Here is a 13,148-nt window from a genome sequence, read left to right as displayed (position 1 = left end):
TCACGGCGTATCGCTTGTGCGACGCGCGGGCAGGGGAGACCTTGTAGGTCACGATCCCGACCGTCGGAGGTGAGCCCATGGCGAAACGTGCACGCAAGGGCAGGGGGCGCAAGAAGAAGAAGGCGAACCACGGGAAGCGCCCGAACGCGAACTGAACACGGGTGGCCGCGATCCCGCGGCCACCCGTTGTCAGCTCAGCCGGGCAGCTCGGTGAGCGCCTGGTCGAGGCGTTCCTGCGGAAGTGTGTAGTCCTCCAGTTCGCCGGCCAGGTGGCGGTCGTAGGCGGTCAGGTCGAAGTGGCCGTGCCCGCACAGCGCGGTGAGGATCACCTTCTCCTCGCCGCTCTCCTTGCAGCGCAGCGCCTCGGCGATGGTCTCGGCCAGCGCGTGCGTGGGCTCGGGGGCCGGGACGATGCCCTCGGTACGCGCGAAGCGCACGCCCGCCTCGAAGCACTCGCTCTGGGTACGGGTCACCGCCTCGAACAGCCCCAGCTCGTACATGTGGGACAGCAGCGGCGCCATGCCGTGGTAGCGCAGCCCGCCGGCATGGATCGGGTCGGGGACGAAGGAGTGCCCGAGGGTGTGCATCTTGAGCAGCGGAGTCAGCCCGGCGGTGTCGCCGAAGTCGTAGGCGTACACGCCGCGGGTGAACGAGGGGCAGGCGGCCGGCTCGACGGCCCTGAACCGAGTGCCGATCCGTCCGGCCAGCTTCTCGCGCAGGAAGGGGAAGGCGAGGCCGGCGAAGTTGGAGCCGCCGCCGGTGCAGCCGATGACCAGGTCCGGCAGCTCGGGCAGCTGCGCCAGGGCCTCCTCGCCGATCACCGTCTGGTGCATGAGGACGTGGTTGAGCACCGAGCCGAGCGCGTACCGGGCCTCGGGGTTCGCGGCGGCCACCTCGACCGCCTCGCTGATCGCCAGCCCCAGGCTGCCGGGGGAGGCGGGGTCGTCGGCCAGCGCCTTGCTGCCCGCGCCGGTGAGGGGGGAGGGGCTGGGGTGGACGGTGGCGCCGTACACGCGCATGAGCGAGCGCCGGTACGGCTTCTGGTCGTAGGACGCACGCACCATCCAGATCCGGCATTCGATGTCGAACTGGGCGCAGGCGAACGCCAGGGCCGACCCCCACTGTCCCGCGCCGGTCTCCGTGGTCAGCAGCCGCACGCCTTCCTTGGCGTTGTAGTACGCCTGCGGCACGGCGGTGTTCGCCTTGTGCGACCCGGCCGGTGAGACGCCCTCGTACTTGTAGTAGATGCGGGCCGGCGTGTCGAGCGCCTTCTCCAGCCGGTGCGCCCTGATCAGCGGGGTGGGCCGCCACAGCCGGTAGACGTCGATGACCTCCTTGGGGATGGGCACGTAGCGGTCGCCGCTGACCTCCTGCGCGATGAGCTCCATGGGGAACAGCGGCGCGAGGTCGTCCGGCCCGACGGGACGGCGGGTGCCGGGGTGCAGGGGCGGCGGAGGCGGCACGGGAAGATCGGGAACGATGTTGTACCAGTTGCCAGGGATCACCGTTTCAGTTTGAGCCGCCCCTGTGAGCCGTCAAGGGTATGGACGCGGACACGTTCCTTCTTTACCTTGGTTGAAACAGTTCACAGGAGGAGCGTATGAAAATCGATGCGGTCGTGTTCGACATCGGCGGGGTGCTGGAGCTGACGCCGTCCCTGGGCGTGACGGCCAGGTGGGAGGACCGGCTCGGCCTGCCCGCCGGTCACATCGACGCCCACCTGGAGCCGACCTGGCTGGCCGGCGCGGTCGGAGAGGTGACGGAGGAGCAGGCCGGCGCCGAGGTGGCCGAGCTGCTGGGCGCGCACGCCGGGGCGTTCATGGCCGACGTCTGGACGGAGTACCTCGGCACCCCCAACACCGAGCTCATGGCGTACCTGGGCGCCCTGCGTCCGCGCTACCGCACGGGCCTGGTGAGCAACAGCTTCGTCGGCGCCAGGGAACGCGAACAGGCCGCGTACGGCTACGCCGGCCTGGTGGACCACATCGTCTACTCGCACGAGGCGGGCATGCGCAAACCGGACCCGCGCATCTATCTGATGGCCTGCGACGTCCTCGGCGCCGACCCCGCCGCCACGGTGTTCCTCGACGACCACGAGCCGTACGTCGAGGGCGCCCGCGCGGCCGGCCTGCACGCCGTGCGCTTCACCTCGAACGCCCAGGCCGTCGCCGAGCTGGACGCGCTGCTCGGGCTCAGCCGTCCGTCAGCACCGCCGGCCGGTCCGGATGGTCGGCCCTGACCACCACGTCGGCGGCCCGCTGGGGGCGCACCTCCTGTTCGTACCGCTCGTAGGCCGGCAGCCGCCACCGCTCGTCCTGCGGGGTGCGCCGCGCCAGCGCCCCCGCCGACAGCCACACGTGCACGCTCACCTCGAACGGCAGCCCCCGCCCCAGCAGCAGCGTCCCGTCCACGAGCACCACCCCGCCCGGCGCCAGCTCCCGGTAGGGCAGCCGGTACGCGCGATCGATCCCGCTGTCCCACAACGCCGGCAGCACCCGCCCCGAGCCGCCCGGCTCCAGCGGTTCGAGCACCTCGCGCAGCAGGCCCTTGACGTCGAGCCAGTCCTCGTAGAAGACGTCGGGATCGGTCCGGCCGTGCTCCAGCCGCAGCGAGGCCGGCCGCAGGAAGTCGTCCGCCGACACCCGCAGCACGGGCCGGCCGCGCAACCGCAGGGGCGCGACCAGCTCGTCGGCCAGCGCGCCGGGCCCCGCCGCGGGCGCCCCGTCGACCGCCACCCGCACCCAGGCGTCCCTGGGCCGCGCGGCGACGAGCTCGGCCAGCTCCTCGACGAGCGCCTCCCGGGAGATCGGACGTGCACGCATCGACGCCAGCCTACGCCCCCGAAGATCACAAAAGGCCAGGCCCCCCGAACCGGGGATGACCTGGCCTTTCGCCTACGAGAGCGGACGACGGGAATCGAACCCGCGTAGCTAGTTTGGAAGACTAGGGCTCTACCATTGAGCTACGTCCGCGCGAACCGGTCGAACTCTGGTCTAGACTTCATCCGGTCGTCAGGGCGTAAGCGTACCGGAGTAACGGAGCGCATGCGCACCCGGCGAGGCGGGGCGTGGCGCAGCTTGGCAGCGCGCTTGCTTTGGGAGCAAGAAGTCGCAGGTTCAAATCCTGTCGCCCCGACCAGGTCAGCGGGCCCTCTCCGACACGGAGGGGGCCTCTTGCCTTTCCAGGACGCACGCCGAAGCCGGACGAACTGCCCACTAAGGTCGAGGCGTGACAGACAATCGTGTACCCCCTCCCTTCGCCGGCGACGAACGGGCCATGCTCGACAACTGGCTCGAATGGCATCGCGGCACGTTGGCCGTCAAATGCGCCGGCCTGACCGACGAGCAGCTCAGGCTCCGCTCCGCCGAGCCGTCCACCATGTCGCTGCTCGGCCTGGTCCGGCACCTGGCGCACGTGGAGCGCGTCTGGTTCCGCCGCGTGCTGAACGGCGAGGACATCCCCCGCCTCTGGAACAAGGACGTCGACAACGACGCCGACTTCAACGACGTGGACGACGCCTCGGTGGAGGAGGCGTTCGCCACCTGGCAGGACGAGATCGAGCGCGCCCGCGCCATCTCGGCCGCCAAGCCCCTCGACGCCGTGGGCGACCGTAACGGCCAGGACTGCACCCATCGCTGGATCCTCGTCCACATGATCGAGGAGTACGCGCGCCACAACGGCCACGCCGACCTGCTGCGCGAGCGCATCGACGGCGCCACCGGCGAGTAGCGGCAGGCGGGGGCTCAGCCCTCTTCGGCGCCCTCTTCGGCGCGGAACAACGCCCACACGGCCTTGCCGCCGCGGTCGAGCGGGTCCCAGCCCCAGCACTGGCTGTAGGTTTCGACGATGTAGAGGCCGCGTCCGTTCTCGGAGATGAAGTCCGGCTCCTTGCGGCGCGGCACCTCGTCGCTCGGGTCCGCCACCGCCAGCAGCACGTGCGGCGACACGCGCATCAGCAAGAGCTCGATCTCCCGCCGGCCGGCCGCGTACATCGCGTACCTGACGGCGTTCGTCACCAGCTCGGACACCACGAGCGCGGCGTCGTCGCTCAGCTCGTGCAGGCCCCATCCCCGCAGCGTGGAGCGGGTCACGTCCCTGGCGGTCTTCACCGAGTCGGCCTGGAAGGGCAGGGGGCACGCGGTCGTGTTCGGCTTCCCACCCTTGAGCAGGTGGTCGAACCCCACCTCACGGGTGATCTGCAGGCAATCGGCAGTGGCCAGAGGATCCTCCACCATGCCGCCGATACCTCCCCGTAGCCCTCGGTTTAGTGCATGTTTGGCCCACAATGCACTAAGCCATCATGGGTCACGAACGCGGCGGCTGCAAGACCCAAATGCACGTGCAGCTGCAATGTGCAACAGCATGCGCCTTTTGGGGCAAATCTCTCCTAATCGGACACGAGGTTGAGACCTTGTCATACCCGGCAATGTGGTGTCACTGTGTGTGCGGACCTTGATAGGAGGCAAAGTGACGCAGAACCAGCCGGGTTCCGGGCCGACGGCGCTGCGCATCCTCCTGGGCTCCCAGCTGCGAAAGCTCAGGGAGGCGAAGAACGTCACCCGCGAGGAGGCGGGCCACCTCATCAGAGGCTCCGAATCCAAGATCAGCCGCATGGAACTGGGCCGGGTGGGGTTCAAGGAACGTGACGTCTCCGACCTGCTGACCCTGTACGGCGTCGTGGACCCGCAGGCGCGAGCCGCCGTCCTCGACCTGGTGGCCACCGCGAACGAACCCGGCTGGTGGCACCGGTTCAACGACGTCCTGCCCACGTGGTTCCAGGCGTACGTCGGCCTTGAGGAGGCCGCCGCCCGGATCAGGACCTACGAGGTCCAGTTCGTGCCGGGACTGCTGCAGACCAAGGAGTACGCCAGGGCGGTCGTCACCGCCGGAGCGGCGGGCATCGCGGCGGAGGAGATCGCCAGGAGGGTCGACCTCAGGCTCGAACGCCAGCGCATCTTCGACCGGCCGGACGGCCCCGTCTTCTGGGCCGTCATCGACGAGGCGGCGCTGCGCCGGCCCATCGGCGGCGTCGAGGTCATGCGCGCCCAGCTCGAACACCTCATCGACCTCATGCGGCAGCCCAGCATCACCATCCAGATCATGCCGTTCAGCTTCGGCGGTCACAGTGCCGAGGGCGGCGCCTTCAGCATCCTGCGTTTCCCCGACCGCGACCTGCCCGACGTCGTCTACGTCGAGCAACTGGCCAGTGCGCTGTACCTGGACAAGCGTGAGGACGTGGACCGATACACAGAGGTCATGGAGCGGCTGTGCGCCGTGAGCACCACTCCTGATGAGACGATCGATCTGCTGCGGACGATCGCCGAGGAGTTCTGACGGCGACGGCGTCGTTGTTCGGTACGCATCTGCCCTAGACTGGCCATCGGCGTTGGATCCCGCCGTGGCGGAGCATGCCCAACGCCGCTCATGTGGGCGCGGCGCGTGAGCCGTACCGAATGGACGCGCCCGCGATCACTCGTAGCTTGATCAAGGAGACCATTCCGTGAAGACCGCTGTCGAGGAGCTCAGCCCGACCCGGGTCAAGCTCACCGTCGAGGTGCCGTTCGAAGAGCTGCGCCCGAGCATGGATGCGGCGTACAAGAAGGTCGCGCAGCAGGTGCGCGTCCCCGGGTTCCGGCCTGGCAAGGTTCCGGCCCGCATCATCGAGCAGCGCTTCGGCCGGGCGGTAGTGCTGGAGGAGACCCTCAACGACGCGGTGCCCAAGCTCTACGGCCAGGCCGTCGACGAGGTCGACGTGTTCCCGGTGAGCCAGCCCGACATCGAGGTCACGAAGATCGACGACGGTGAGCAGATCGAGTTCACCGCCGAGGTCGACATCCGGCCCAACTTCGAGGTGCCCGACTACCAGGGCGCCGAGATCACCGTCGACTCCGCCGAGGTCTCCGACGAAGACGTCGACGCCCAGCTCGACTCGCTGCGCCAGCGCTTCGCGACGCTGACCGGCGTCGAGCGCGCGGCCGCCAACGGCGACTTCGTGGTGATGGACCTGCGCGCCGAGATCAACGGCGAGAACATCGAGGAGCAGCAGGCCAGCGAGGTCTCCTACGAGGTCGGCGCCGGCTCGGTGCTCCAGGGCCTCGACGACGCCCTCGCGGGCATGTCCGCGGGCGAGGAGAAGAGCTTCAAGACCGAGCTCGTCGGCGGCGAGAACGCCGGCGAGGAGGCCGACGTGATCATCAACGTCAAGTCGGTCAAGGAGAAGGTCCTGCCCGAGCTCGACGACGAGTTCGCCCAGCTCGCCAGCGAGTTCGACACGCTCGACGAGCTCAAGGCCAGCATCCGCGAGCAGGCCCGCCGCAACAAGCTCATCGACCAGGTCGTCCAGGCCCGCGAGAAGGCCCTCGACGCGCTGCTCGAGAAGATCGACATCCCGCTGCCCGAGAGCGCGCTCAAGGCCGAGGTCGACGCCCGCAAGCACAACCTCGACCACCAGATCGCCGAGAGCGGCCTGAGCCGTGACGCCTTCTTCCGTCTTTACCAGACGACGGAGGAGGAGCGTTTCGCCGAGTTCGACAGCAACTCCGCCAAGGCGCTCAAGGTCGGCTTCGTGCTTGACAAGATCGTCAAGGCCGAGGAGCTGGGCGTCAACGAGCAGGAGCTGACCAACTTCGTGGTGCGCCGCGCCATGGAGATGGGCGTCCAGCCCAACGAGCTTGCCAAGCACCTGGCCGACAACGACCAGCTCACGCTGGCCATGGTCGAGATCGTCCGTGACAAGGCCAAGTCCGTCCTGGGCGACGCCGCCAAGGTCGTCGACGGCGAGGGCAACGAGGTCGACCTCAAGGCCATCTACGCCGAGATCAACGGCGCCCCGGTCGAGGACGAGGCCGACGAGGCCGCCGAGTCCGAGGAGAAGGCCGAAGCCTGACCTTCCTTCCCCGAAGCCCCCGCACCCCATGGGTCCGGGGGCTTCGGCGTCTTCCGGCCTCGGCGGCGCGCCATGCGCGTCCTCAAGGCGACCGAGCGCGTGTACGCGCCCAGAAGGCTCCTCACGATCCCGCGGGGCGCGGTCGGTCCCTCAGGTGCGGGGACCGCCCTCCGAAGCCTTGACAGCCCCTCACCGCCACCGCCCGCGCGACCGCTTCCCCGCCACGGGACGGCGTCCACCGGTACGCAACCCCACAAGCTCCACGAGCCCCATCAGCACGGAACCATCCCCGCCGAAACGCCCACAGAGCCGGACCACGAGCTGGACGTGGAGGAACGGCGTAGGCTGACAGAAGACCGGTCACCCAGACCTGCGCCGTCAGCGAACAGTACGGGGGACCGGGCATGACCTGTGGGCGTCGCGCGTTAAGGTCACAAGCAAAGCCAATCACTTACGACGCATCGGAAGGTGACGCTGTGACCAGCCCGCCGACCTTCTATCAGCCTGAGTCGCGAGGCCGTGAGAACGGCTCGTCCTTCCGGCTTGAGGACCAGCTTTACCAGCGCCTGCTGCGTGAGCGCATCATCGTGCTCGGTCAGGAGGTCAACGACGAGATCGCCAACCGGATCTGCGCCGAGCTGTTGCTGCTCGCGGCCGACGACCCCGAGCGCGACATCACGCTGTACATCAACTCGCCGGGGGGCTCGGTGAGTGCCGGTATGGCGATTTACGACATGATGGAATATGTGCCTAACGACGTGTCCACGGTGGTGATGGGCATGGCCGCCTCCATGGGGCAGTTCCTGCTCACCGCCGGCGCCCGCGGCAAGCGCTACGGCCTGCCGCACGCCCGCGTCATGATGCACCAGCCGTCCGGCGGCATCGGCGGCACCGCGGCCGACATCGCCATCCAGGCGGAGCAGATGCTCTACGTGAAGAAGACGCTCGCCGAGCGGATCGCCTTCCACACCGGGCAGCCGCTGGACCAGATCGAGTCCGACTCCGACCGTGACCGCTGGTTCACGGCCGAGGAGGCGAAGGACTACGGCTTCATCGATCACGTGGTGCGCAGCGCGCGGCAGGTGCCCTCCGTGGGCCCGGTCTCCTAGGGGGAGCTGACATGAACATCCAGAGCCGTTACGTTCTCCCCTCCTTCGTCGAGCGCACGTCCTACGGCGTGAAGGAGATGAACCCGTACAACAAGCTCTTCGAGGACCGCATCATCTTCCTCGGAGTGCAGATCGACGACGCGTCGGCCAACGACGTGATGGCCCAGCTGCTGACGCTGGAGTCGCTCGACCCCGACCGTGACATCAGCATCTACATCAACTCGCCCGGCGGCTCGTTCACGGCCATGACGGCGATCTACGACACGATGCAGTTCGTCCGGCCGGAGATCCAGACCGTCTGCCTCGGCCAGGCCGCGTCCGCCGCGGCCGTGCTGCTGGCCGGCGGCACCCCGGGCAAGCGCTTCGCGCTGCCCAACGCCCGGGTGCTGATCCACCAGCCCTCCACCGAGGGCGGTGGCCAGGGAAGCGACATCGAGATCCAGGCCCGCGAGATCCTCCGCATGCGATCCCTCCTCGAGGACATCGTGGCGAAGCACACGGGCAAGGCCTCCGCCGACATCCGCAAGGACATCGAACGCGACAAAATTCTCAACGCGGACGAGGCAAAGGCGTATGGTCTGATCGACGACATCATCCCGACCAGGAAGAAACGAGCTCAGGCCGTCGCTTCCTAGTTGAGATGTGACGCACCGGAGCGCTGCCCAATAGGGCACGTTCCGGTGCGACTCGCCGCTAGGGGGCTCACTGAGGGCCCAGAAGACGGTAACGTCGAAACCTGAGCGGTTCGGCCTAGTCCGGAGGATGTCCGGAGACACTGCTCGCGTGAGCAGGGCGGTCCCACGCAAAGGAGTATCTGGGGTGGCACGCATCGGCGACGGGGGAGACCTGCTGAAGTGCTCTTTCTGCGGGAAGAGTCAGAAGCAAGTCAAAAAGCTCATTGCCGGTCCAGGCGTCTACATCTGCGATGAGTGCATCGATCTCTGCAACGAGATCATCGAGGAGGAGCTCTCCGAGTCCTCCGAGCTCAAGTGGGACAACCTGCCCAAGCCGAGGGAAATCTACGAGTTCCTCGACGCCTACGTCATCGGACAGGACAAGGCGAAGAAGGCGCTCTCGGTGGCGGTCTACAACCACTACAAGCGGGTGCAGTCCGGCGACCGGGGTAGAGACGACGGCCTTGAGCTGGCCAAGAGCAACATCTTGCTGCTCGGGCCGACCGGGTCGGGAAAGACTCTCCTCGCACAGACTCTGGCGAAGATGCTCAACGTGCCCTTCGCCATCGCCGACGCGACGGCCCTCACCGAGGCCGGGTACGTCGGCGAGGATGTCGAGAACATCCTGCTCAAGCTCATCCAGGCCGCCGACTACGACGTCAAGAAGGCCGAGACGGGCATCATCTACATCGACGAGGTCGACAAGATCGCCCGCAAGAGCGAAAACCCGTCGATCACTCGCGACGTCTCCGGCGAGGGCGTGCAGCAGGCGCTGCTGAAGATCCTCGAAGGCACGACGGCCTCGGTGCCGCCGCAGGGCGGGCGCAAGCACCCGCACCAGGAGTTCATCCAGATCGACACCACCAACGTGCTGTTCATCTGCGGTGGAGCCTTCGCCGGCCTCGAGAAGATCATCGAGTCGCGCATCGGCAAGAAGGGCATCGGCTTCAACGCCATCATCCGCTCGAAGGAAGAGGTCGACACGGCCGACATCTTCGGCGACGTGATGCCCGAAGACCTGCTGAAGTTCGGCATGATCCCCGAGTTCGTGGGCCGTCTGCCGGTCATCACCTCGGTTCACAACCTCGACCGCGAGGCCCTCATCCAGATCCTCACCGAGCCCCGCAACGCGCTGGTCAAGCAGTACCGCAAGCTGCTGGAGCTCGACGGCGTGGAGCTGGAGTTCACCGACGGCGCCCTGGAGGCCATCGCCGACCAGGCCATCCTGCGCGGCACCGGCGCCCGCGGGTTGCGCGCCATCCTGGAGGAGGTGCTCCAGTCCGTCATGTACGAGGTGCCCTCCCGCCAGGACGTCGCCCGCGTGGTCATCACCCGCGAGTCGGTGCTGGAACACGCGATCCCGACGCTCGTCCCGCGCGACCAGCTCGCCGCCAAGCAGCAGCGCACGCCGCGCGAGAAGTCGGCCTGACCGTCTTACGAAACGCCCCCGGGATTCAACCCGGGGGCGTTTCGCTTGTCCGGCTCCCTAGAATTGGTCACTGTGACCACGCAAGAGCTGCCCACCCAATACACGCCGGCCGACGTCGAGACCCGTAGCTACGAGCGCTGGGTGTCCGAAGGCTACTTCCACGCCGACCCGGGCAGCTCGCGCGTGCCGTACAGCATCGTCCTCCCTCCGCCCAACGTGACGGGCGTCCTGCACATCGGCCACGCGCTCGACCACTCCGTCCAAGACGCGCTGACCCGCCGCGCCCGCATGCAGGGCCGCGAGACGTTGTGGCTGCCCGGTATGGACCACGCCGGCATCGCCACCCAGAACGTCGTGGAGCGCGAGCTGGCCAAGCAGGGCCTGTCCCGCCACGACCTGGGCCGCGAGGCGTTCGTGGAGCGCGTGTGGGGGTGGAAGGAGGAGTCCGGCGGCAGGATCCTCGGCCAGATGCGCAAGCTGGGCGACGGCGTCGACTGGGAGCGCGAGCGCTTCACCATGGACCCGGGGCTGTCGCGGGCCGTCCAGACCATCTTCAAGAAGCTCTTCGACGACGGGCTCATCTACCGCGCCGAGCGCATCATCAACTGGTGCCCGCGCTGCCTGACCGCGCTGTCCGACATCGAGGTCGAGCACAGCGAGGACGAGGGCGAGCTGGTCTCGATCCGCTACTCCGACGAGATCGTCGTGGCCACCACCCGCGCCGAGACCATGCTCGGCGACACCGCCGTGGCCGTCCATCCCTCCGACGAGCGCTACGCCCACCTGATCGGCACGATGGTCGAGGTGCCGCTGACCGGCCGCATGATCCCCGTGGTCGCCGACGAGCACGTCGATCCCGCCTTCGGCACCGGCGCGGTCAAGGTCACCCCGGCCCACGACCCCAACGACTTCGAGATCGGCCGCCGTCACTCGCTGCCGTCCCTCACCGTCATGGACGAACGCGGCGTCATCACCGCCCACGGCCCCTTCCTGGGGCTCGACCGCTTCGAGGCGCGCCCGGCCGTGGTCGCCGCGTTGCGCGCCGAGGGCCGCATCGTCGCCGAGAAGCGCCCCTACCTGCACTCGGTCGGCCACTGCTCGCGCTGCAAGACCGTGGTGGAGCCGCGGCTGTCGCTGCAGTGGTTCGTCAACGTCTCGCCGCTGGCCAAGGCCGCCGGCGACGCCGTGCGCGACGGCCGCACCCGCATCCACCCGCCGGAGCTGGCCAAGCGCTACTTCGACTGGGTCGACGACATGCACGACTGGTGCATCTCCCGCCAGCTGTGGTGGGGCCACCGCATCCCGGTCTGGTACGGCCCGGGCGGCGAGGTCGTCTGCGTCGGCCCCGACGAGGAGCCGCCGGCCGGTTACACCCAGGACTCCGACGTCCTCGACACCTGGTTCTCCTCCGGGCTTTGGCCGTTCTCCACGCTCGGCTGGCCCGACTCCACCCCGGAGCTGGAGAAGTTCTATCCGACCTCCGTGCTCGTCACCGGCTACGACATCCTGTTCTTCTGGGTGGCCAGGATGATGATGTTCGGCCTCTACGCCATGGACGGCCGTCCGCCGTTCCAGACCGTGGCCTTGCACGGCATGGTCCGCGACCAGTACGGCAAGAAGATGTCGAAGTCGTTCGGCAACGTGGTCGACCCGCTCGACTGGGTCGAGCGTTTCGGCGCCGACGCCACCCGCTTCACGCTGCTGCGCGGCGCCAACCCCGGCGCCGACGTGGCGGTGAGCGAGGAATGGGCGGCCGGTTCGCGCAACTTCTGCAACAAGATCTGGAACGCCACCAGGTTCGCGCTGATGAACGGCGCGGCGGTGGGCTCGCTCGACGGGCTCGAGCTCACCGCGGCCGACCGCTGGATCCTCTCGCGCCTGCAGACCGTGGTGAGCGCCGCCGACGCGGCCTTCGACGAGTACGAGTTCGCCAAGGCCTCCGACCTGCTCTACCACTTCGCCTGGGACGAGGTCTGCGACTGGTACCTGGAGCTGGCCAAGATTCAGCTCGGGGAGGGGCTCGAACACACCCGGCTCGTGCTCGGGCACGTGCTCGACGCGCTGCTGCGGTTGATGCATCCGCTGGTGCCGTTCGTCACCGAGGAGTTGTGGCGGGCGGTGACGGGTGGCGAGTCGATCGTCGTCGCCCCCTGGCCGCAGAGCGACGCCCGCTACACGGATCCGGCGGCCGAGGCCGAGATCGACGCTCTGCAGGAGCTCGTCACCGAGGTCCGCAGGTTCCGTTCCGATCAGGGGCTCAAGCCCGGCCAGAAGGTGGCCGCCCGTCTGGGGTTGTCCGGCACGCCGCTGGAGGCCCAGGAGAGGGCGATCCGCGCGTTGCTGCGGCTGACGGAGCCGGCTGAGACGTTCAACGCCACAGCGCGCTTCAGCGTGGGCGCGGTGACCGTGGAGATCGACACTGCGGGCGCCATCGACGTCGTGGCCGAGCGCAAGCGTCTGGAGAAGGATCTTGCCGCCGCCCGGAAGGAAGCCGCGCAGGCGGCCGGCAAGCTGGGCAACGAGCAGTTCATGTCCAAGGCGCCCGACGACGTGGTCGCCAAGGTCCGGGGCCGGGCCGAGCAGGCCGCCGCGGACATCGCGCGCCTTGAGGCACAGCTGTCCGGGCTCGGTGTTTAGACCATACGAACGCGGGGAAGGTCCATTCGTTACCGAAGATGGACCTTCGACGTCCTCAGGGCTGCTAGAGTTTTCAACGCGGGGCCGATCGGCACCGACACCCCTTCTGATCAACCCCGACTTTCGGGCTGTCTGACCTGGCGGTTGGACAAAGGCCGGAAGTTAGAGTAAGTTAGCAGGGTTGCTCCGAAACGGGGCAGGTCCGGAAGCTCCCGGATCGGGCGGTTTGACAAGAATCGTCCGGATCTGGTAGACTGAAGGAAATGAAATGTGAGCGCCTCTGAACGAGGATCCGGGAATGGGTTCTGGTGAGGAAGTACGCGTCCGTTTCTTGAGAACTCAACAGTGTGTTAAAAGCCAGTGCATGAAACACATGCATAACCCCGTCCAAATCTTCGGATGGACGGATTCCT

At 68.0% G+C, this 13,148-nt stretch carries 11 protein-coding genes and 2 tRNA genes; 9 read left to right on the top strand and 4 right to left on the bottom strand.

Going from position 1 to position 13,148, the window contains the following annotated elements; genetic code table 11:
* Nucleotides 1–194: 194 nt before the first annotated feature.
* Complete coding sequence (locus tag ABZ459_RS36835) at nt 195–1,505, bottom strand: TrpB-like pyridoxal phosphate-dependent enzyme (RefSeq protein WP_357980464.1); 1,311 nt, start codon at nt 1,503–1,505, stop codon at nt 195–197.
* 95 nt (nt 1,506–1,600) lie between these two features.
* On the opposite strand from ABZ459_RS36835, the gene ABZ459_RS36830 reads away from it, so the two are divergent.
* On the top strand, nt 1,601–2,239 hold the full coding sequence (locus ABZ459_RS36830; RefSeq protein WP_357980461.1) for an HAD family phosphatase: 639 nt from the start codon (nt 1,601–1,603) through the stop codon (nt 2,237–2,239).
* On the opposite strand, the gene ABZ459_RS36825 is transcribed toward ABZ459_RS36830, so the two are convergent.
* Both ABZ459_RS36825 and ABZ459_RS36820 read right to left on the bottom strand, forming a co-directional pair.
* Nucleotides 2,193–2,822 carry a uridine kinase gene (locus ABZ459_RS36825; protein WP_357980458.1) on the bottom strand — a complete coding sequence of 210 codons (630 nt, stop codon included), beginning with the start codon at nt 2,820–2,822 and terminating at the stop codon, nt 2,193–2,195. The genes ABZ459_RS36830 and ABZ459_RS36825 overlap by 47 nt on opposite strands.
* A gap of 79 nt (nt 2,823–2,901) precedes the next feature.
* Nucleotides 2,902–2,972, bottom strand: a tRNA-Gly gene (locus ABZ459_RS36820).
* 89 nt (nt 2,973–3,061) lie between these two features.
* Here ABZ459_RS36820 and ABZ459_RS36815 point away from each other — a divergent pair.
* Together ABZ459_RS36815 and ABZ459_RS36810 are read left to right on the top strand one after the other, a co-directional pair.
* Nucleotides 3,062–3,138, top strand: a tRNA-Pro gene (locus ABZ459_RS36815).
* Between the two features lie 90 nt (nt 3,139–3,228).
* Nucleotides 3,229–3,729 (top strand): DinB family protein, encoded by a 501-nt coding sequence (locus tag ABZ459_RS36810; protein WP_357980455.1) that lies wholly within the window; start codon nt 3,229–3,231, stop codon nt 3,727–3,729.
* A gap of 14 nt (nt 3,730–3,743) precedes the next feature.
* Here the strand turns inward: ABZ459_RS36810 and ABZ459_RS36805 are convergent, their stop codons facing one another.
* Complete coding sequence (locus tag ABZ459_RS36805; protein ID WP_357980452.1) at nt 3,744–4,235, bottom strand: ATP-binding protein; 492 nt, start codon at nt 4,233–4,235, stop codon at nt 3,744–3,746.
* A 232-nt stretch (nt 4,236–4,467) separates the two neighbouring features.
* Here ABZ459_RS36805 and ABZ459_RS36800 point away from each other — a divergent pair, with 232 nt between their 5' ends.
* The 6 genes from ABZ459_RS36800 to ABZ459_RS36775 all read left to right on the top strand — a co-directional run bounded on the left by ABZ459_RS36800 (nt 4,468) and on the right by ABZ459_RS36775 (nt 12,735).
* Nucleotides 4,468–5,334: a helix-turn-helix transcriptional regulator gene (locus tag ABZ459_RS36800; RefSeq protein WP_352360394.1), complete on the top strand. Its 867-nt coding sequence runs from the start codon at nt 4,468–4,470 to the stop codon at nt 5,332–5,334.
* Nucleotides 5,335–5,500: 166 nt separating this feature from the next.
* A complete protein-coding gene (gene tig / locus ABZ459_RS36795) occupies nt 5,501–6,886 on the top strand; it encodes a trigger factor (protein WP_357980449.1) in 1,386 nt (461 codons plus the stop codon).
* A 476-nt stretch (nt 6,887–7,362) separates the two neighbouring features.
* Nucleotides 7,363–7,995 (top strand): ATP-dependent Clp protease proteolytic subunit, encoded by a 633-nt coding sequence (locus tag ABZ459_RS36790; protein ID WP_352323605.1) that lies wholly within the window; start codon nt 7,363–7,365, stop codon nt 7,993–7,995.
* A gap of 11 nt (nt 7,996–8,006) precedes the next feature.
* Complete coding sequence (locus tag ABZ459_RS36785; protein ID WP_352323604.1) at nt 8,007–8,630, top strand: ATP-dependent Clp protease proteolytic subunit; 624 nt, start codon at nt 8,007–8,009, stop codon at nt 8,628–8,630.
* A gap of 184 nt (nt 8,631–8,814) precedes the next feature.
* Nucleotides 8,815–10,098, top strand: a complete 1,284-nt coding sequence (gene clpX / locus ABZ459_RS36780) for an ATP-dependent Clp protease ATP-binding subunit ClpX (protein WP_185067261.1) — start codon at nt 8,815–8,817, stop codon at nt 10,096–10,098.
* Nucleotides 10,099–10,170: 72 nt separating this feature from the next.
* Nucleotides 10,171–12,735 carry a valine--tRNA ligase gene (locus ABZ459_RS36775; RefSeq protein ID WP_357980444.1) on the top strand — a complete coding sequence of 855 codons (2,565 nt, stop codon included), beginning with the start codon at nt 10,171–10,173 and terminating at the stop codon, nt 12,733–12,735.
* The last annotated feature ends 413 nt before the right edge of the window (nt 12,736–13,148 follow it).

This window comes from Nonomuraea sp. NPDC005692 (genome assembly GCF_040631115.1).
Lineage (GTDB): Bacteria > Actinomycetota > Actinomycetes > Streptosporangiales > Streptosporangiaceae > Nonomuraea.
The sequence above is the reverse complement of the archived record's forward strand: the minus strand, read 5'-3'. Positions and strand labels throughout refer to the sequence as shown.

What these genes read in the sequence shown, in the direction of transcription:
- ABZ459_RS36830 (WP_357980461.1), top strand. Translation starts at nt 1,601, where the DNA reads ATGAAAATCGATGCGGTCGTGTTCGACATCGGCGGGGTGCTGGAGCTG.
- ABZ459_RS36825 (WP_357980458.1), bottom strand. Translation starts at nt 2,822, where the DNA reads ATGCGTGCACGTCCGATCTCCCGGGAGGCGCTCGTCGAGGAGCTGGCC.
- ABZ459_RS36805 (WP_357980452.1), bottom strand. Translation starts at nt 4,235, where the DNA reads ATGGTGGAGGATCCTCTGGCCACTGCCGATTGCCTGCAGATCACCCGT.
- ABZ459_RS36785 (WP_352323604.1), top strand. Translation starts at nt 8,007, where the DNA reads ATGAACATCCAGAGCCGTTACGTTCTCCCCTCCTTCGTCGAGCGCACG.